Source organism: Asticcacaulis sp. AC466 (genome assembly GCF_000495815.1).
In the GTDB taxonomy this organism is placed as follows: Bacteria; Pseudomonadota; Alphaproteobacteria; order Caulobacterales; family Caulobacteraceae; genus Asticcacaulis.
The window spans coordinates 1-19,241 of record NZ_AWGE01000028.1; the positions used below are offsets into that span (position 1 = coordinate 1).

The following is a 19,241-nucleotide window of genomic DNA, read 5'->3' on the forward strand; positions in this document are numbered from 1 at the left end:
AATGAGCCGCATCAAGGTGAGGTTCAAAACGTTCTCGCCCTGCCGGCCGCCGTAGAAACACGACCGGCTGATCGAGACCAACTGGCATTGGCGTTTCACCGACAGGGTCGGATGTTTCGGATCGATCATCTCTCGCCTCCGCCCGGCACTAAGCGACCGGAGGCTTTGCGCAAAAAATCTCGCTCCACCAATAACTGGCCGATCTTCGCGTGAAGCTTTTCGACCTCGGATTCCCGATCTGCCTGAGCCTGCTCGGCCTTGCCCGAAAACGCCGACGCCATATTCTCAATGGCCTGCCGTTTCCAGCTATTGATCAGCGTCTGGTGAACGCCGTGCTTGGCTGCCAGTTGCGCCAAGGTCATCTCGCCTTTGATCGCTTCCAGCGCCACCTTCGCTTTAAAATCACCCGAATACTTCGTGCGTTTGCCTGTCATATGTCTCATCCTTTACAGAGAACGACACAAGCTTAGCACCTTGTCCGATTTTCCGGGACCACCTCACTACTGCCGGTTTGACGGACACCAAGAAAAGGGTGTTCATCGAACTGGAGGTTCATATGGAAAAGAGAAAGTTCAGCCGCGAGTTTAAGATCGAGGCTGTCAGATTGGTCACAGATCGCGGCGTCTCGGTCACGCTGGCATCCCGCGATTTGGATGTCCATGCGGCGGTTCTTCGCAAGTGGTGAAGGCATTTCAGCCGATCCGACAGAAGCCTTCCCCGGCAAGGGACAAATGACGCCGGAACAGCTTGAGATTGATCGCTTGCGCAAGGAGGTAGCAAAACTCAAAGCTGAGCGTGACATATTAAAAAAAGCCGCAGCCTACTTCGCGAGTGACGAACGAAAGGCTGCTTTTCATGCCGCAGTCTTGATTATAGTATCAAGAAGTCCTTTTGCCTTCGTACGCAAATCCAGAAGGGGCAGCAAATCTTTTGTATAGCTCCTATCGTGGCGATAGGAGGCAGTCGCGAAGTAACGCTTCAAAAACGCGACCATACGGAGAGTGTCTGTTTCTCCCGATAAGGCAAAACCGAACCGTCGCGTCCACTCGTGAGAGCCACCACATGCTGTAAAGCTCGCGGTAGGTAAATTCAGTAACAAGGCCTCCGGGACAACCAACGGGTTAGGGTCTTCGCGCGAGGTCAGAAAAAAGAAGTCAGATCGGGCGATGAAAGCATAGGGGTTTGCGGTTGTATTTGTCCAATAGAGGTTGTCTAAGGGAGCGCCTTCATTGAGGGCTAGTGCGGTGTTGGCGTTTATCGCTGCCTTGTCATCCCACGGGCCGACCCATAAGAAATCAATCTCGGGCATAAGTTTAGCCGCTGTGTAAAAGATGTCCGAGCCTTTTCTAAGACACGCCAATCCGCACATCGCGACAATCTTCTTGTCAAAGCCTAAGGCCTGGCCGTCGTGCCGCTTGGGCAAAAACGGCATATCCATCGCGGCACTCTGTCTTACGGCGTCAATGTCTACGCAAACACTAAAGTTTTCGGATTTCGATACGTCCAGTCTAAAAATATCGATGGCGTCCTTTAAGCATTCTTCAGAGGCAGCAACGATATAGTCCGCCCGGTGGATGTCCTCGGGCCTAAAAATGCGGCGTCGCAAGAGAGACATGATCTCCTTGCTCATTTCGTGAGTGTGCAAAACCACTCGAGTATTTGTCTCTACAGCCGCTAGAACCCAGTCGGCAGCGGCAATTGAGTTCACATAAATAAGATCGGGCTTTTTCGTCTTGATAAGTTCGACGGCAGAATCCACTCTGTCATTAACTGGGCTGTCTTTAATCTCGTGACTTGTGTCGGTAATAATCACATCTTTGATTTTCGACCTGTCGATCTGTTCGCTCAGCGGACCCGCCTTCTTCGAAACCAAAGTGACGTTGTGCGTTTCTGCGAACACAGTTGCGATTTGCAGTCCCAATTTAGGGGCGCCTGTAAGACTCAGATCGTGAAGCACGAAAAGTATTTTCATTTTACACCCTATCGCCAAAGGAACTCGTAGCCGAGTTCTTTCATAATATTGCCATATAGGCGCTCGATAGAATGTGCCATTTGACCGTCCATGTGGAAGCTTAACGACTTCGCGTCGCAGTCTTCAAAATCATAATCTTTTAAAGGCATATAAATAGCCTTCATAATTTCAGAGCGCACAATCATCATCGTGCCTGATACGTACTCACAATCGCGATTTTCTTCAGAAATATTGTAGAAATCCATCGCGTCTTCATAGGTTTTCGAATTGCTGGCTACGTCAGTGTTGCGCCACTTTGCCGAACCTATGATGCCAATCTTAGGGTCCTCAATCATGGCGGCAATGTTCTGCCTTACTATGTCTTCTGATCCCAATATTGCGCTTAGAAGGTCACTTTTCCAAGTGGTAACGATGGTGTCGGCGACATGGGGGCTTTTTTTGGCATGAAGAATAGCAAAAGAAAGATACTGATCGAATTTAGTCGAGTCCATCAACCGCCAGAAACCGCCGATATCGCGTCCCTTGTTGGCAGATATATATATGCGCGCATCGGGCTTAAAAGCTCGAATTTCACTGATTATTGTTGTGTTCCAGGTCGTGTCCACCAAGTTGATGTAGAGATCAAACGGAAGGGTAATGTTTTTGAGGTAACCCGACAACTCATCCCACATGTCCGTGTAATACATATGCATAATGACACACAGAGGCGTTCTCTCCCCCATATGTTGCAGGCTACTCTCTGAGAATACGCGTTCTGTAGGCTTGTAGTCTCCGAAGAGATCCGACAAGTTATACGGACGGCCTTCAGCAACGCCATGCTTCAAATAATGTCGCATAAGTTCCAGGGGACGATTTTGGTAGAGCTCAGCCAAATCCAGATGTATTGCGGCGTATTCGGCAGGATTAAAATCGATTGGTATTTCGTGCGGATAGCAGTCGAGGAAATTGAATAAGTCTACGGCTGTGCCGATGCGGTTTTCATATTTCGCGTGATGATCAAAGTGGTGGCGCAAGTCCGCCTCAGGCAAATGCGCCAGGTCACCGTTCATGCCGACATAGATGAGAGCGTCAAACTCTTTGGCCTCAGGCGTATCTAAATCATAGAAGAACAGCCTTTCAATGAGAGGCGAAATGGCTACTCGCGAAGGGTCAACGGGCGTAATACCAATCTTGCGACCCACTTCGAAATAATGCGTTATCAGATCGGGAGCGTCTGCTGCCTCCGGCAGCGCACGAATATACCACTCATTGTCAAAGAGCCTGTGGGTTGGTAGATGTTCTTTAGCGCCGATCGTTAAAAAGTGCTCAATGGCATCGTCTTGCCTTGTTAACTTGTTCTTGGTCTTATAATATTCACAGTCGAACAGTGGGCTCGGGTGTAAATTTTTAGTTCTATCGCTGGTGTAAAATAGGCGAGCAACCTCTAGGCGATTGTTGCTGGTAATGTTTAATTGCTTGCACACATAGTGGGGATCGAACATGTGTGAATTGGCTAATACTTCTGCTTTTTCAATAGCTTCGTTATGATTTTTGCTGTGGCTTGCTAACAGCTTAGCTTTGCGGGCCGCCATGATGAAGGCGCTGACCACTTTGCGCAGCCAGGCGGTCGCCTTCCAGGTACGCGAATTTAGGATGGCATAGTTTTGGGCAGCGACCGTATCGTATCGTGCGCTAATGTTGCTGCATTTCGAGTTGGCCGCACGCAACTCCGACTTGTAGCTATTCAAGGTGAGGGCTTGCTGATCGAAATTTTGTTTCAATCGGGCAATGGTTGCATCCTGTTCCTGGACTTTGCGCAGTAAATCGTTGATGTCCACAGACGATGTCTGCTTTGCTTCTGCGAGAGAACTTTGACTCTTTGGCTTGGTCGTGGATGCACGCTTTAACTGCGTAGCTTTGTCCGCAACCATATTTTCGTTGTGAAGATTGGTTGACGTAACCTTCACGGCAGAGCTTCTGGCAGGACTGGCTTTTGCTCGCTCAGCCCTTTCAGAGGCAGACGTCTTGTTTGGCGTGCTTTTGGAGTTCGACATTCTAGATTACTGTGCGGTCTTGAGCTTAAGGATTGTGAATGGAACGCCTGTTCTCAGAGGCAATACGAGACAAGGGAAGACCTCATTCGCCTTGATAGACAGTCTTCGAAAGTTCGACGTCAGCGCGCGCGCGGATCAACGCCGCAATTTCGGGATCGCCCTGCTGATTTTCGCGCGCAGCAAACAAAGCCCGCCCCCTGGGATCGGTACCCTTTGGCGGTTCGCACAGATAGTAGATTGCAAGACTTTTACGACATACACCCTCAGGCTGCGCCAGGGGGCGAGACATGCCGTGCCAGGAGTTTTGGGTGGTGTCGAAAATAACGGCTCGGTTGAATTTCGGCTCAATTTCGAGCGCTAGTTCGCCGGGCTGATTGTTTTGGCCATCATGCTTCCAAAGGCCAAGATGCCCACCGTATTCAGGCTTCATCTCCTCGCCAAGATAAATGATGATATTGACTTTCCGTTGCAGGCCAAGCTTTGGATGGATTGAGTAGTCAAGGTGCGGATTAAGATTACCACCCACGCCGTGAATGTGCCATCCGCCACCATTCAGCCCTTTATCTTCGTAAAGAGGCAGACCGGTCAGAGCGCTTACGAGCTGAACTGTAGACTGTGAATTGAGCTCAGTGAAGGCCTTGTATGTCTTTGACGGGAACTCATTCCAATTGTTCAGCGCCTTCTTATTCTCGATGCTGTTTTTGTAAAAATACCAGCTCGGCGAGTCATAGGGCGGAAATTCGGCAGACAAGTCCCTTGCAGCAGATTCCGTAAAAAAATCGTCTACAACAAGGTGATTAAAAGGCATAGCGTTTCTGAAGGACGCAACATTCTGGAGAATAAAATCTCTGGCTTTGAGGCTTATGTTCCCCGTGTCAATGTCAGTTTGTTCTACAAGCTCTACGCCACCCATCGATCCGATCCTTAGGTAAATATGTCGATATTTTATGGTTAGCCTTGCAACCCGCCCGAGGCAATAGCCAGGCTGGGATTAATTAGCTTTTTACCCCACTCCAACCGTGATTGAACCCTTTAGCGACGAAATGTCTCAGTCGAGATATTGTTGGTCCTTACTTCAGGGGCGTTTGCTCCTTAATGTTCCCCATATGGCATATTGCGTGGGAGAACCCAGCCGGTACATATCAAGTATGTGGTCGGTGTTTTTCGCGTGTTGCTCAAGTTCCTTATACTTTTCTAACGTCTGCATGAGGCGGCCATTGACCTCGGCGAGTGTGTCATGAAAGCCTTGTTTCAAGGTGGTGATTTCGACGATATGCTGTTTCGTTAACTCACCAATTTCTTCGGCAAGTTTCGCAAGTTCACCTGTGTGTTGTTTTGTCAACTGATCGATTTCGTCCGCTAGTTTCTCCTTTTCGGCGGCTTTTTGTCTGGCCAGGTCTTCAATGTCTGCAGCGAGTTTGGCACTTTCGGCTTGAGCGACCGCGACGTTTTGGTCAGCCTGTCGGATCCTTTCTGCGGCAAGGTCGTTTTCGGCCGCAAGCGTCTCATTAAGTAAAACGAGCTGACTTTCCAGCGTCGAACGCTGGGTATGAAGATCTTGAATGCGCGCGTCATGCTCGCCATCTGATTCTGCCAGGCTCCTTTTCAGGACCTCTATCTCTTCGGAAAGGGTTGCCTTTTGTACGGCATATTGCTTCTGCTCTTCAAATAGGCGGTCGGCCTCTTCGCGTAAATTTTGGTTTGTTCGCCTAAGTTCATCGCGCTCCTCGTGCCCGATCTGAATTATTGAATTCAAATAATCTTCACGATACTTCCACGAATTCTTGCTGTAGGACCCGTCCAAAAACGCGCGAAATTCATCTATGTTATTGACAAATTTCTGATCTTTTTTTGGAACATAATTTTTATACCGCTTTATCACTTCGGTAATATCGCTGGTAAATAAGCGTGTTGGTGTAGTGGGTTTAGTGCCGTAAAGATACCGATCATAGAGCTGGACCATGAGCGCCCGACCGCGCGCGAGGCGTTCTTCAAGTCCTGTGCGAGTGACCGCGAGGCTCAGCTGCGTTTCGATATCATCTAATGTGTGAACTTCATACGCCACAGAGCGCCCCGTCAGAAAGGAGTTTGCTAGTGTGACGAGCGGCTTTTCTTGCAGGATCGTGTGGAACTGTGAGCCCGACGACAAGTTTATAACGACGTCAGCATAGTCTATGAGTTGCGTCAGCTTCACATCTGAGGCGTTGATTATGGTTAAATCATCAGCTTCAATTTCGAACTTTGTCGCGGGATGGGGTTTGTATATCAGTGTGCAATCTGGATATACGCGTTTCAGGCAAACGCATACCTCTTCGAGGGCCTCTTTCGAGCTTTCAAAGGCAGGGCTGTTTTTTTCGCCAAGAGCGTGGTGATGGAAGCTTAGCCCACTCCCTCTATCGTTACTGCCAATATATAGAAAAACAGGGCCGTTCAAATTTGCAAACTGGTGCAGCCTGTCTTCTGAAATGAGTATGTTATTCTGCTGGTAGCGATCAGATTCCTTGATGGAATAATAGGTCTTGATACGCTCCCAGTCTTTTTTGGGGTATGCGAGATCTTTGGCTTTTAGTACGAGATCTGGCGCATATGTCGAAGGGCTCAGAGCGGTTTGCCCGGACGCGCTAAGCATAACGGTGTCTTCTAGGTAGCCACGCTCAATAATATACGCAGGAATCTGGCGTATTTGAGCCATTCTCAGCATCACGCGAGAGACAGGAGCGGTCACGCCCCAGGGCAAGACAGCTACGGGCGACAATATCTCAAAAATGGTTTGCCAGAAAGCGACGGCACGTTGCAGAAAATAGTTAAACTCCAAGCCTTGAGCCGATGGCCCCCACTGCTGGTCTATGGCTGCGAATTCCGCGTCAGCATCGATCGACATAGGTAGTTTGCTTGCGGCGTAAAAATTGTAATAATCTCGTCCCTGCTCTGACAGCAAGAACGGTAAGACAACGGCGTGAAAGCCCGGATAATCGGGAGGCTCGGTCCAATTGCCGACCACAATAAGTTCGATTCCGTCCTCAAGAAGCTGAATGCCTATCTCTGAGAAAATCTTATATATTTCATCGTGTTGCTCTAGGTAACAACACGTAATGGCAAATGATGTCATGGTATAACCTTCCGCTGAGATCTGCCAGTTCAAGAAAAATTTTGAATCTCTGAAGACAATTTTTTCTTTAATAAAATATCGGCAATTTTGAACTCGATATCTGTATCTATATCAATAGCTTCCGCTTCAGGTATGTCAAAGTAGTCTATTTGACCTCTATACAAAAAAGAGCCGTGGAGATCGTAATTTTGGAGTGCCTGCTTAACGTCGAAGGCGCAGATAACGAAATCGATTATTTTGACCGGTTCGAGGTCTTGTGTCCTCGGACTCTTCTTTCCCAATTCGAAATTCAGGGGTTGCCCTTTAAAAAGCGCATGTCGCTTTATCGACGAACAGCTGAACATCGCACTGGGCGAGGTAGATTTGAATTGCTCTACGAAAGCCGCCACTGTCTGGTGTCTAAGCATGGGGGCTGTGGGGTTGACGAGGACAACGATATCGCAAGGGTTCTGTCGAACAAAATCGATAACGATATCGTCGGTTTTGACGTGGGATTCAGCTAAGCTCGCATCACGCTTATATACGTCTATTCCCTTCGAGCGTCCGACTTCAGCAATTTCCTCGGCCTCGGTGTTCAAGCAAAACCAGTCAACATTTTCAACCTTCAGCATCTCCTCGCAGGCGTAGCTAACCAGAGGAGCGCCATTTAGGAGTTTGAGGTTTTTCTGCTTGAGGCGCTCACTCCCCAATCTCGCTGGAATATACCCAAAGATTTTCATAAAGACTCCCAGCTGCCAGTGAACCCACTAAAAACTAGTGTTCGAGATGGTTCACGGTTTGATTTTGCTCATCTGTCGCATGCGAGACTTGCATCCCAATCAGAAGTCGCTTTCTTATATTTTTAATATGTGGAAAGACATTTGCTCAAATATTTTCCGTAATCACTTTTGCCGAGTTTAGCTGCCACCATTGCTAGCTGCTCATCGGTGATAAAGCCTCTTCGCCATGCGATTTCCTCTGGGCACGCTATTTTAAAGCCCTGCCGCTTTTCTAATACACGAACAAATTCGGCCGCATCGAGAAGGCTGTCAGGCGTGCCGGTATCAAGCCACGCGTAGCCGCGGCCAATGGGTTTGACGCTCAGCTCGCCTTGTTGCAGATAGACACGGTTCACATCGGTAATTTCATACTCGCCTCTCTCGGAGGGTTTGAGATTGGCCGCAATGTCAACCACTTGGTGATCGTAGAAATAAAGGCCGGTAATTGCCCAATTTGAGCGCGGTTTTGTCGGCTTTTCTTCAACCGATAAGGCCTTGAAGTTTTTATCAAACTCTACGACGCCATATCTTTCGGGGTCAGATACTTGATAGGCGAATACGCTGGCGCCTGATGTAATTGACGCCGATTCTTCAAGGAAGCTGGATAGTGATGAACCGTAATAAATGTTGTCACCGAGGATCAGGCACGAAGGCGACCCGGCCACGAAGTCAGCACCTATAATATAGGCCTGTGCTAGCCCGTCTGGGCTTGGCTGTTCGGCATAGTTCAGCTTAATACCCCACTGCTCACCCGTACCGAGCAGTTTCTGAAACAAAGGCAAGTCGTGGGGAGTCGAGATTATGAGAACATCACGTATCCCAGCCATCATAAGGGTCGATAGGGGATAATAGATCATCGGCTTATCGTAGACAGGCATCATCTGCTTAGAGACACCAATTGTCATGGGATGCAGACGCGTACCGCTGCCACCGGCAAGAATGATACCCTTCATCAGGATGGGTCCTTAATTGGAACGTTGATTAAATTATCCAGGCAATCGGCAAGCGATATTTCCCACGGATCGAGCTGCAGGCCATAGATGGCGTTGAGTTTGTCACCATTAAGGCGGGAGTTTGTGGGGCGTGAGGCCGGTGTTGGATACTCTGCCGTGGTGATGGGGTTCACTTGCACATCCTTGCGGCCACGCTGGACGGCGCCGGCGAAAATCGCGGAGGCGAAGGCTGCCCATGTCGTTGCACCCTGTCCCGTCAGATGAAATGTGCCGCGGATGGTGGGGTCGAGGTCGATGGCGACCTGCTGCGCAATGGCCAACAGGGCCCGCGCAATCTCAGGCGCATAGGTCGGGCAGCCATGTTGATCCGCGACAACGCTCAGCGCGTCGCGCGTCTCTCCAAGGCGCAACATGGTTTTGACGAAATTATTGCCATAGGGTGAATAGACCCAGGCCGTGCGCAGAATGACATGATTGTCGGTTTGTGCAGCGATCTGCTGCTCACCCGACAGCTTGGTCTTGCCATAAACGCTGACCGGAGCTGGCGCGTCGTTCTCGTCGTAAACGCCGTCCTTGTCGCCAGCGAATACATAGTCTGTCGACAGGTGGAGGATAGGGATGTTCAGGTTTTTGGCGAGCCGCGCCAGCTCGCCGGCGGCGTCGCCATTGATTGCCTGCGCAAGCTCGGGTTCTGCTTCCGCCTTATCGACGGCCGTATAGGCGGCAGAAGAGATAATAACATCCGGACGGGCAGCGCGGACCGCGTCCTCGATTGTATCTGTCTGAGCGAGGTCGACTTCAGGTCGGCCGATGCGGATAATCTCTAGCCCTAGCTGATCGCCCAGGACCTGTAGGGCCGTATCGACCTGACCGTTCTTTCCGGTTACCAGAATGCGCATCGTCTAGGCTTTCAAAACGCCGAGGCGCTCACCGGTATAGACTTCGCCGCGCAAGGGACGCCACCAGATTTCATTATCGAGATACCAGCGCACCGTCTTTTCAATACCGCTGTCGAAGTTTTCCAACGCCTTCCAGCCCAGTTCATCTTCCAGCTTGGTGGCGTCGATGGCGTAACGATGATCGTGACCGGGACGATCGGTAACATAGGTAATCAGCTTGTCATGCGGGGCGTTTTGCGGACGCAACTGGTCCATGATGGCACAGATCCGCTTCACTACGTCGATATTCTTACGCTCGTTACGGCCTCCCACATTGTAGGTTTCACCCACGCGACCCTTTGCGCAGATCAGATGCAGGGCGCGGGCATGATCCTCGACATAGAGCCAGTCGCGAATATTGGAGCCATCGCCGTAAACGGTCAGGGCCTTGCCTTCCATGGCGTTGATGATGTTGAGCGGGATCAGCTTTTCGGGGAAATGATACGGGCCGTAATTGTTGGAGCAGTTGGATACCACAATCGGCAGGCCGTAGGTGCGGTGCCAGGCCTTGGCCAAATGGTCCGAAGCCGCCTTGGACGCCGAATAGGGCGATGACGGGTCGTAGGGCGTGGTTTCTTCAAACAACCCGGTTTCACCCAGTGAACCATAGACCTCATCGGTCGAGACATGAAGAAAGCGGAATCTGGCCTTCGCCTCGCCTTCAAGCGAATTCCAGTAATGACGCGCCCCTTCCAGCATCGAGAAGGTGCCCATCACGTTGGTTTCGACGAAATCCTTCGCGCCGGTAATCGAGCGGTCGACATGGCTCTCGGCCGCCAGATGCATGATGTGGTCTGGTTTGAAGCCTGCGATAATCTCACTGATCTTCGCGCGATCGCAGATATCAGCCTGTATGAAGTGATAGTTGTTGGCGCCGTCAATCGGCCCTAACGATTCAAGGTTGCCAGCATAGGTTAGCTTGTCGACGTTTAGAACGTCTGCACCGACCTCGCCAACCAGATAGCGCACCAGAGCCGAGCCAATAAAACCGGCACCACCGGTAACCAGAATACGCATTAATAAATCATCCCTCAAAAAACTGGTGCCTAAGCAGGCCGATTGCCCCCGCAGTCTTAACCTACCAAGCCCCCCCAACTGGCGTCAATAAATCACCCAGTATATGGCCTAACGCAAAGACGCAAGTTTAGGCTGCACCTTATCTTTGTCCGAAAGAACGGCTTTTGAAATGTCGATGGGCCAATCGATCCCGATTTCGGGATCATCGAAGGCGATACCGGCATCATGTGGATGCGAATAAGGGTTCGTGACCTTGTAGAAGACAACCGTGTCAGGCTCTAGCGTACAGAAGCCATGCGCAAAACCTTCCGGTACCCATAACTGTTCGCCTTTTTCGGCCGTAAGGGTGGCGCCGATCCACTGTCCGAAGGTATCCGATCCTGGGCGGATGTCGACGGCGACGTCGAATATGGCTCCCTTCAGACACCGGACAAGTTTGCCCTGCGCGACCGGTGCAGTCTGATAATGTAAGCCGCGAATCGTGCCGACTTGGGCCGAAAGCGACTGATTATCTTGGACGAAGGTTACGTCTTCAATGTGTTCGCGAAACCAGGCATCCTTGAAGGCCTCCATGAAATAGCCACGCGTATCACCAATTAACTTAGGTTGAATAAGCGCGGGCCCGGAGACGGCAAATCTTTCAAACTGCATAGAAGGTCCTGTATTGAAATCTATGCGTATTAGAAAGATAAGGGATTCCGAGTCAATCGTCGGCAGATAATTCAAGTTGAAGGTTGGGGACAGCTGTATAATTCGTCGCATAACCCGTAGCCGGCCGCGCGACTTTCAACTTGGTTGGGGCGCCTTAGATCATGTAGTCAGAACCGTCGCCAAGGAGGCCGTGCTCAATCATATAGGTCACAACCTTTTCTGCTAACTGCTCAGGGGCTTGGGTTGCGGTATTGAGAGTCAGCTGTTGACTCTCCGGAGCCTCATAAGGACTGTCGATGCCCGTGAAGTGCTTTATTTCTCCCGCGCGGGCTTTGGCATAGAGGCCTTTGACATCGCGTTGTTCGGCTACAGCAAGCGGCGTCGAGACATAGATCTCGATAAATTCACCGTCGGCCAACATCTCGCGGGCCATTTGGCGTTCGGCACGGAATGGCGAGATGAACGAAACCAGCGTAATCAAGCCGGCATCGACCATCAGTTTCGACACCTCCGCAACGCGGCGGATGTTTTCGACACGGTCAGCGTCGGTGAAGCCCAGATCCTTATTCAGACCGTGGCGGACGTTGTCGCCATCGAGCAGATACGTATGGTGGCCGAGGCTGAGCAGCTTCTTTTCGACCAAATTCGCAATAGTTGATTTTCCTGCGCCGGACAGGCCGGTGAACCACAGCACGGCAGGCTTTTGGTTCTTTGCGGCGGCGCGTGTGGCTTTGTTGACGTCGAGTGCCTGCCAATGAACGTTGGTTGCGCGGCGAAGGCCGTGATCGATCATGCCGGCGCCAAGCGTCAGGTTTGTGACGCGATCGATAACGATAAAGGCGCCCATGGCGTGATTGTCGGCATAGGTGTCAAACGCGACCGGCTCCTGAAGGGCGACGTTGACGACGGCGACTTCGTTGAGCTTCAATGTCTTGGCGGCCAAATTGGCGAAGGTGTTGACGTCCGTCTTATGCTTGATCTCGGTCACGGACGCTGAAACCGTTTTGGCGCCGATCTTGATCAGTAGGGTGCGACCAGGAATCAATTCCTGATCGCTCATCCAAATGAGGTGGGCCTGGAATTGGTCGGAAAGCTCTGGTCGTGCCTCTTTGCCGGTCAGCACATCTCCGCGCGAGATGTCGATCTCGTCCGCCAGGGTCAAGGTCACGGCTTGGCCCGCACCGGCGACGGGCAGTTCCCCGTCATAGGTTACGATGGATTTGAGCGTCGATGATTTGCCGGAATTGGCAACGATGATTTCGTCACCCGGACGAATTGTGCCTGAGGCAATAGTGCCGGAGAAGCCGCGGAAGTTCAGGTCAGGGCGATTGACCCACTGGACCTGTAAACGGAAAGGTTTGTCGCTCAGGTCTTGGTCGATCTGGACGGTTTCTAGATGCTCAACCAGGGTGGGGCCGTCATACCATGCCATTTTCTCGCTTCGGCTCAGGACGTTGTCGCCATAGCGCGCCGACATGGGAATTGCCTGAAGGGTTTCAAATCCGAAATCGGCCGCGAACGCCTTATAGTCCGCTACAATCTTGTCGAATACAGCCTGGCTGTAGTCCATCAGGTCGATCTTGTTGACGGCGAGAACCACGTGTTTGATCCCGAGCAACGACACGATAAAGGAGTGCCGGCGCGTTTGTGTCAAAATGCCCTTGCGCGCATCGATCAGAATGACGGCGAGATCCGAGTTGGAGGCGCCGGTCGCCATGTTGCGGGTATATTGTTCGTGACCAGGCGTGTCGGCAACGATGAATTTGCGTTTATCGGTTGTGAAGAAACGATAGGCCACGTCAATGGTAATGCCCTGTTCGCGCTCGGCCTGAAGGCCGTCGACAAGCAAGGCCAAGTCGATGTCGTCACCGACCGTGCCGTGCTTCTTCGAATCCTTTTCAATGCTCGCCAACTGATCTTCGAAAATTAGCTTGGTGTCGTAGAGCAGACGACCGATCAGGGTCGATTTGCCGTCGTCGACGCTGCCGCAGGTCAGGAAACGCAGCAGGCTTTTTTGTTCATGGCTGGCCAGGTAATCGATAAGCGCCTGGGTTTCCATTTTTTCCGCAACAATCGCGTTCATCAGAAATACCCCTCACGCTTCTTCTTTTCCATCGATCCGGCTTCATCATGATCGATCATGCGGCCGGCCCTTTCGGACGTGCGCGCCACGAGCATTTCGGCGACGATTTCTTCCAGCGTATCCGCTTCGGATTCGACGGCGGCGGTGAGCGGATAGTCGCCCAGCGTGCGGAAACGGACCGATTTCATCTCGGGCACTTCGCCGGGCAGGAGCGGCAGGCGCTCGTCGTCGACCATGATTAACTGACCGCCACGTTCGACGACCGGACGTTTCTTGGCGAAATAGAGCGGCACGATGGGAATGTTTTCCATCAGAATATATTGCCAGATATCCAACTCGGTCCAGTTCGATATCGGAAAGACGCGGATGCTTTCGCCGGGTTTGACGCGCGCGTTATACAGGTTCCACAATTCTGGTCGCTGGTTTTTGGGGTCCCAGCCATGATTTTGTGTCCGGAAGGAAAAGATGCGTTCCTTAGCGCGGCTCTTTTCTTCGTCCCGGCGGGCGCCACCAAAAGCCGCATCGAAGCCATGTTCGGTCAAGGCCTGCTTCAGCGCGTCCGTCTTCATGATGTTGGTGAAGACGTTGGAACCATGATCGAACGGATTTATGTTGTTGGCCACGCCTTCCTGATTGGTATGGCTGATCAGATTGAGGCCCAGGCGTGCCGCCGTATCGTCGCGGAACTTGATCATCTCGCGGAATTTCCATGTCGTATTGACATGCATGAACGGGAAGGGCGGCTTGGACGGGTAAAAGGCTTTGATGGCCAGGTGCAGCATGACCGACGAATCCTTGCCGATCGAATAGAGCATGACCGGGTTTTTGAACTCGGCGGCGACCTCACGCATGATGAAGATCGACTCGGCTTCCAGCCGTTTCAGGTGGGTCATGCGTTCGGGTGTGATCGTCATACAGGAAACCTCAATTCGGACGCACCTTCTAGCTACACCGCCCTCCCGTCACAAACGTTTAAGCGTCGTGGAATAGTTCAGCAATCCTAATCTATGATCCAACGCTGACGTGTCCGAAGGCCACGAAATGTGGATTGGCATAGTCTCCGTCGGTATTCTGGAATCGCTTGCCGTAGGTGAGGGGCTGTCCATCGAGTGTTTCCACGCGCCCGCCGGCCGCGCGCAGGACTGCATCGCCTGCCGCCGTATCCCATTCCATTGTTCGGCCCATGCGCGGGTAAATGTCGGCTGAGCCTTCGGCGATCAAGCAGAACTTAAGCGATGACCCGGCCGCCACGAAATCGGCGACATCGTACGTCTTCAGATATTCCTGCGTCTCTGCACCGCCATGTGAACGGGAACCGACCGCGATAAGGCCGCCTTCGGGTTTGCGAACCCGAATGGGACGCGCTTCACCCAAAACGCCATCAATGACCTCTGCCATAAACGCGCCCGTACCGACACTGCCCCAGTAGATTTTCCCAAGCGCCGGGGCATAAACGGCACCTAAAACGGGTCTGCCATCTTCGATCAAGGCAATATTGACGGTGAACTCACCGTTCTTCGATATGAACTCCTTGGTCCCGTCGAGCGGATCGACCAGGAAAAACCGTCCGGCAGTTGTCGGAAAGCGACCGGCGGCGGCTTCCTCTTCGGCGATGATGGGGATACCGGGTGCCAGATGCTTCAGACCCTCAAGGATTATGGTCTCGGCTTTTTGATCGGCTTCCGTGACCGGGGAGGCATCGCCTTTGGTGATGACGGTAAAATCGGTGGCGTAGATGCGCATAATCTCTGCGCCGGCAGCCAGCATGATGGGGTTCAGGTCCAAAGGTGCCTCCTGTTATGGCGGTCTTCATAGCGCGCTTGTGCGTGAGCGCAACTGTTTCACTTGTCACTTTCGTAAAACTGTAGTGAAGTCACGAGAAATTGGGGACATTATCATGCGCGTTCGAACGCTCGCCGTTGCCTTGACGTCTGTGATCTTGCTGAGCGCCTGTCAGAAATCGGTCGTTCGATCTGACGGTTATAGCATAGCCATGGCTGACCTCACAGGCGGAGTGTCTGTGAGCGACATGCAGGCGCATATGGCGGCGGGCAAATATACGTCCGCCGATTTGACCCAGGCGGCGCTGGACCAGATCAAAGCCAAGGACGGCGACCTCCATTCGATCATCTCAGTCAATCCTGACGCGCTCACTCAGGCGAAGGCGTCGGATGCGGCGCGTAAAGCGGGCAAAGCCCTAGGCCCTTTGATGGGGATTCCGGTCCTTATAAAAGACAATATAGAGACGGCCGATCCTATCGCGACGACGGCCGGCTCGCTTGCCTTGAAGGATAATATCACCCATCGTGATGCGCCGGTGGTTGCCAATCTCCGCAATGGCGGCGCGATCATCCTAGCCAAGACCAACCTGTCCGAATGGGCCAATATCCGCTCTTCACGTGCGGTCAGTGGCTGGAGCGCCACGGGCGGGCTGACGGCGAATGCGCATGATCACGCCCGTACGGCTTGCGGTTCGTCTTCTGGTTCGGGCGCCGCTGTCGCGGCGCGCCTGGCGCCCCTGGCGGTGGGAACGGAAACCGATGGCAGCGTGACCTGCCCATCGTCGATGGAAGGCCTGGTCGGGTTGAAGCCAACGGTTGGGCTGGTGTCGCGGACCTATGTTGTGCCGATTTCCCATAGCCAGGATACACCTGGGCCCATGGGCCACTCCGTTGCCGATGTGGCAGCGATGCTCGGCGTCATGGCTGGGCGCGACCCCGCGGATACCGCCACCGGCGAAGCGGATGCTCATAAGTTGGATTACACAGCCAAGTTGGCGGGTTTCAGCCTGAAAGGCGTACGCATCGGCATTCTGCGCGACCAAGTCGGCAAGGACGTCAAGACAACAGCTGTCTTCGAGGCGGCGCTAAAGTCGTTAGCGGGCGCTGGCGCGGTCTTGGTCGACATCAAGGACAGTTCCGTTTCAGACATCGGCGACGATGAAATGAACATCATGATGTACGAGCTGAAGGCCGATCTGAATACCTATCTCGCCTCTACACCGGCGACGGTCAAGACCCAAACCCTGGCTGACATTATCGCATTCAATACCGCGAACGCGGCACAGGAAATGCCCTATTTTGGACAGGAGTTGTTTGAGCGCGCGCAGTTGACGACCGGGTTGAATGATCCCGTCTATCTCAAGGCCGTTGGCGCCAAGGCCAGGGCAGCGGCCCGGTTGGATGATCTTTTGAAAGCCAACTCTGTCTCCGTTCTGGTTGCGCCCACCTATGGTCCCGCCTGGATGTCGGACACGGTCAACGGCGATCAATATAACGGTCCGTCGGCCACTCAGCTTCCGGCCGTTTCCGGCTATCCGCACCTCACGGTGCCGATGGGCACGGTTCAGGGACTGCCGGTTGGGCTGTCTTTTATCGGCCCGAAGTGGAGCGAGGCGCGACTTCTGCAGGTGGGCTATGCCTATGAGCGCGCACGAACTGCCAAGAAGTGACGCGTCAGCGCGCGTGTACGGCGCTAAATCTCGTCTCGGGCAATTGTATGTCGGTGGCGGTTGACAGGCGGTCCGAGGCTTCGCCCAGGCTAAGATGATAGGTGCCGGCCTTTATAACCCAGCTATTGGTGGCTTCGTCGTAGGTCGCCAGCAGACGCGGATCGATCTTGACCTCAACGGTCTTGGAGGCGCCTGGTTCCAGCTTGACCTTGGCAAACCCGCCCAGCCGTTTGGGCGCTTCCCAGCCGGCCGCAGGTTCGGCCGACACATAGACCTGGGCGGCCGTGGCGCCCGAGACCTTACCGGTGTTTTTCACCGAGAAGTTCACCTTTACGTCCGAGCCGGCTAACTCGGCTTTCAGGTTTGTCAGGTTGAACTGCGTATAGCTGAGGCCGTGACCAAAGGCGAAAAGCGGCTTGAAGCCTTTGACGTCATACCATTTGTAGCCTATGGCCGCGCCTTCGTCATAGCTGATCGACACCTTGATGCCGTCAGGCTTATGAAAGCCGGGTATCTCTGCGTGGGCCAGTTGGGCGTTAGATGCCGGAAAACTGATTGGCAAGTGACCGGACGGATTGACCTTGCCGGTCAAAATGTTGGCAATAGCCGCGCCGCCGCGGCTGCCCGGATAAAAGGCCTCCAGAATAGCCGGAACCTGGTTGGCCCAAGGCATCAGGATGGCGCCGCCGGATTCGACGACGACGATGGTCTTGGGGTTAGCTTTCACCACAGCGGCGACCAGCGCGTCTTGATTGCCGGGCAGTTCGAGCGGATTGTCTATGCCTTCACCCATCCATTGGGTGACAAAGACGATGGCGACATCGCTCTTTTTGGCAAGTGCTGCGGCCTGTTTGATATTGTCGCCGCTGATATAGGTAACAGTGGCATCCGGTTTGACGGTCTTCATTGCCGCGACCGGCGACGAGGGGATGTAGACCACCGGTCCTGGCCAGGTTTTGGGTTCCAGACCTACGACGGCATTGCCCCCGATCGGCGTGACGCCTGATGAGCCACCGCCTTGAATGACGCCCTTGTCGGCATGGCCGCCGATCATGGCGATCGTTTTTGCAGACGCGGCGAGGGGCAGCAGGTCATTTTCGTTTTTCAGAAGGACAAGCGATTGCTCGGCGGCTGTCTGAGCAACCGCAGCACTGGCGTTGAAATCGATCGGGCCCACTTTTGCAGGATCATCGACCACGCCCTTGGCGAACAGCGGCCACAGAATGCGTTGCGCCATATCGTCGATGCGCGACATGGCAATGGCGCCGGACGCGATATCGGCTTTCAGCGTTTTGGCCGAGAAGAAGGCACCATGGTGTCCACAGCAGGGATAGCCGGTAAACTGATCGAGGCCATTATTGGCTGCCTTGGAAGATGAATGCACGGCGCCCCAGTCGGACATGACATAGCCTTTGAAGCCCCAGTCCTGCTTCAGCACCTGGTTATTCAAATAATCGTTTTCGCAGGCCCAGTCACCGTTGACCAGGTTATAGGCGCACATGGCGGATCCGGGACTGGACAGATCATAGATCAGCTCGAAGGCCAAAAGGTCCGACTGGCGCATGGCGGGCTTGCTGATTCGGGCGTCCACAGTTGTGCGCTGGCTTTCCTGATCGTTCACCGCCCAGTGCTTCATGGTCGAGACCATATGGCGCGATTGGATGCCCCGAATGAGGCCGCCGGTCATTTCACCGGTCAGGACAGGGTCTTCGCCGGTATATTCGAAATTTCGACCATTGCGCGGTTCGCGAGCCAAGTTGCCGCCGCCGGCCAGAAACACGTTGAACCCCGACGCCCTGGCTTCATTGGCGATCATGATGCCGCCCATTTCGGTGACTTTCGGATCGAATGAGGCCGCCGTCGCGAGCGACGAGGGCAGGGCCGTGCGTTCCATGCCGGCCACACGTACGCCAATCGACGCATCTGTTTGCCACTGCGCCGGGATACCGAGGCGGGGAACGCCGGCAATATATCCGGCCGACCCCTTGATATGGTGGGCGACGACGTCGGCTTTTATCTGCGCCGAGACAACCTCATCCGGCTCTTTGACGAGTTGTTCCGGATCGGTATAGCCCATGACCAGCCCCAATTTTTCATCGAGGGTCATGGCCGAAACGGCCGCCGCCGCTCGCTCTTCCGGCGACTTGGACGTGTCCATCCACGGCTGTATCTGCGCCAATGCCGCGCTTGAGGCGAAAGCAAGCAAGGCCGTGGCCAACAGGCCGCTGCGGATCGGGTGTTTCATGGCGTTTCCTCAAGGTGTCGTTGACGGCAGG

14 protein-coding genes and 2 pseudogenes are annotated in these 19,241 nt (G+C 53.3%); 2 read left to right on the forward strand and 14 right to left on the reverse strand.

What is annotated here, in order from left to right; translation table 11 throughout:
• Positions 1 to 434, reverse strand: a pseudogene (locus AEAC466_RS42755) (transposase); the annotation flags it as partial.
• Between the two features lie 122 nt (positions 435 to 556).
• Here AEAC466_RS42755 and AEAC466_RS42760 point away from each other — a divergent pair.
• Positions 557 to 812 (forward strand): annotated as a pseudogene (locus tag AEAC466_RS42760) (transposase); the annotation flags it as partial.
• A gap of 41 nt (positions 813 to 853) precedes the next feature.
• Here AEAC466_RS42760 and AEAC466_RS44330 read toward each other — a convergent pair.
• From AEAC466_RS44330 to cysQ, 12 genes are all read right to left on the reverse strand, one after another.
• Entirely contained in the window at positions 854 to 1,972 is a 1,119-nt protein-coding gene (locus AEAC466_RS44330; RefSeq protein ID WP_155913901.1) for a glycosyltransferase, read from the reverse strand.
• 8 nt (positions 1,973 to 1,980) lie between these two features.
• A complete protein-coding gene (locus AEAC466_RS42765) occupies positions 1,981 to 4,005 on the reverse strand; it encodes a rhamnan synthesis F family protein (protein WP_081714760.1) in 2,025 nt (674 codons plus the stop codon).
• 82 nt (positions 4,006 to 4,087) lie between these two features.
• Positions 4,088 to 4,918 (reverse strand): 2OG-Fe(II) oxygenase, encoded by an 831-nt coding sequence (locus tag AEAC466_RS42770; protein ID WP_031239610.1) that lies wholly within the window; start codon positions 4,916 to 4,918, stop codon positions 4,088 to 4,090.
• 162 nt (positions 4,919 to 5,080) lie between these two features.
• Positions 5,081 to 7,114 carry a hypothetical protein gene (locus AEAC466_RS42775; protein ID WP_155913903.1) on the reverse strand — a complete coding sequence of 678 codons (2,034 nt, stop codon included), beginning with the start codon at positions 7,112 to 7,114 and terminating at the stop codon, positions 5,081 to 5,083.
• A gap of 29 nt (positions 7,115 to 7,143) precedes the next feature.
• On the reverse strand, positions 7,144 to 7,833 hold the full coding sequence (locus AEAC466_RS42780; protein WP_023460170.1) for an acylneuraminate cytidylyltransferase family protein: 690 nt from the start codon (positions 7,831 to 7,833) through the stop codon (positions 7,144 to 7,146).
• 122 nt (positions 7,834 to 7,955) lie between these two features.
• Positions 7,956 to 8,825: a glucose-1-phosphate thymidylyltransferase RfbA gene (gene rfbA, locus AEAC466_RS42785; protein WP_023460171.1), complete on the reverse strand. Its 870-nt coding sequence runs from the start codon at positions 8,823 to 8,825 to the stop codon at positions 7,956 to 7,958.
• Entirely contained in the window at positions 8,825 to 9,724 is a 900-nt protein-coding gene (gene rfbD / locus AEAC466_RS42790; protein ID WP_023460172.1) for a dTDP-4-dehydrorhamnose reductase, read from the reverse strand. The genes rfbA and rfbD overlap by 1 nt, the downstream gene beginning before the upstream one ends.
• Before the next feature lie 3 nt (positions 9,725 to 9,727).
• Positions 9,728 to 10,780 (reverse strand): dTDP-glucose 4,6-dehydratase, encoded by a 1,053-nt coding sequence (rfbB, locus tag AEAC466_RS42795; protein ID WP_023460173.1) that lies wholly within the window; start codon positions 10,778 to 10,780, stop codon positions 9,728 to 9,730.
• A 108-nt stretch (positions 10,781 to 10,888) separates the two neighbouring features.
• Positions 10,889 to 11,542 (reverse strand): dTDP-4-dehydrorhamnose 3,5-epimerase, encoded by a 654-nt coding sequence (gene rfbC, locus AEAC466_RS42800; protein ID WP_369794557.1) that lies wholly within the window; start codon positions 11,540 to 11,542, stop codon positions 10,889 to 10,891.
• A 43-nt stretch (positions 11,543 to 11,585) separates the two neighbouring features.
• Positions 11,586 to 13,514 carry a sulfate adenylyltransferase subunit CysN gene (gene cysN, locus AEAC466_RS42805; RefSeq protein ID WP_023460175.1) on the reverse strand — a complete coding sequence of 643 codons (1,929 nt, stop codon included), beginning with the start codon at positions 13,512 to 13,514 and terminating at the stop codon, positions 11,586 to 11,588.
• Complete coding sequence (cysD, locus tag AEAC466_RS42810; protein ID WP_023460176.1) at positions 13,514 to 14,428, reverse strand: sulfate adenylyltransferase subunit CysD; 915 nt, start codon at positions 14,426 to 14,428, stop codon at positions 13,514 to 13,516. Before cysD ends, cysN begins: the two co-directional genes overlap by 1 nt.
• 91 nt (positions 14,429 to 14,519) lie before the next feature.
• A complete protein-coding gene (gene cysQ / locus AEAC466_RS42815) occupies positions 14,520 to 15,299 on the reverse strand; it encodes a 3'(2'),5'-bisphosphate nucleotidase CysQ (RefSeq protein ID WP_023460177.1) in 780 nt (259 codons plus the stop codon).
• Between the two features lie 112 nt (positions 15,300 to 15,411).
• On the opposite strand from cysQ, the gene AEAC466_RS42820 reads away from it, so the two are divergent.
• Positions 15,412 to 16,965, forward strand: a complete 1,554-nt coding sequence (locus tag AEAC466_RS42820; RefSeq protein WP_023460178.1) for an amidase — start codon at positions 15,412 to 15,414, stop codon at positions 16,963 to 16,965.
• 4 nt (positions 16,966 to 16,969) lie between these two features.
• Here AEAC466_RS42820 and AEAC466_RS42825 read toward each other — a convergent pair whose 3' ends face one another.
• Positions 16,970 to 19,210, reverse strand: coding sequence for a glycoside hydrolase family 3 C-terminal domain-containing protein (locus AEAC466_RS42825; RefSeq protein WP_023460179.1), 2,241 nt, complete (start codon positions 19,208 to 19,210; stop codon positions 16,970 to 16,972).
• Positions 19,211 to 19,241 lie beyond the last annotated feature (31 nt).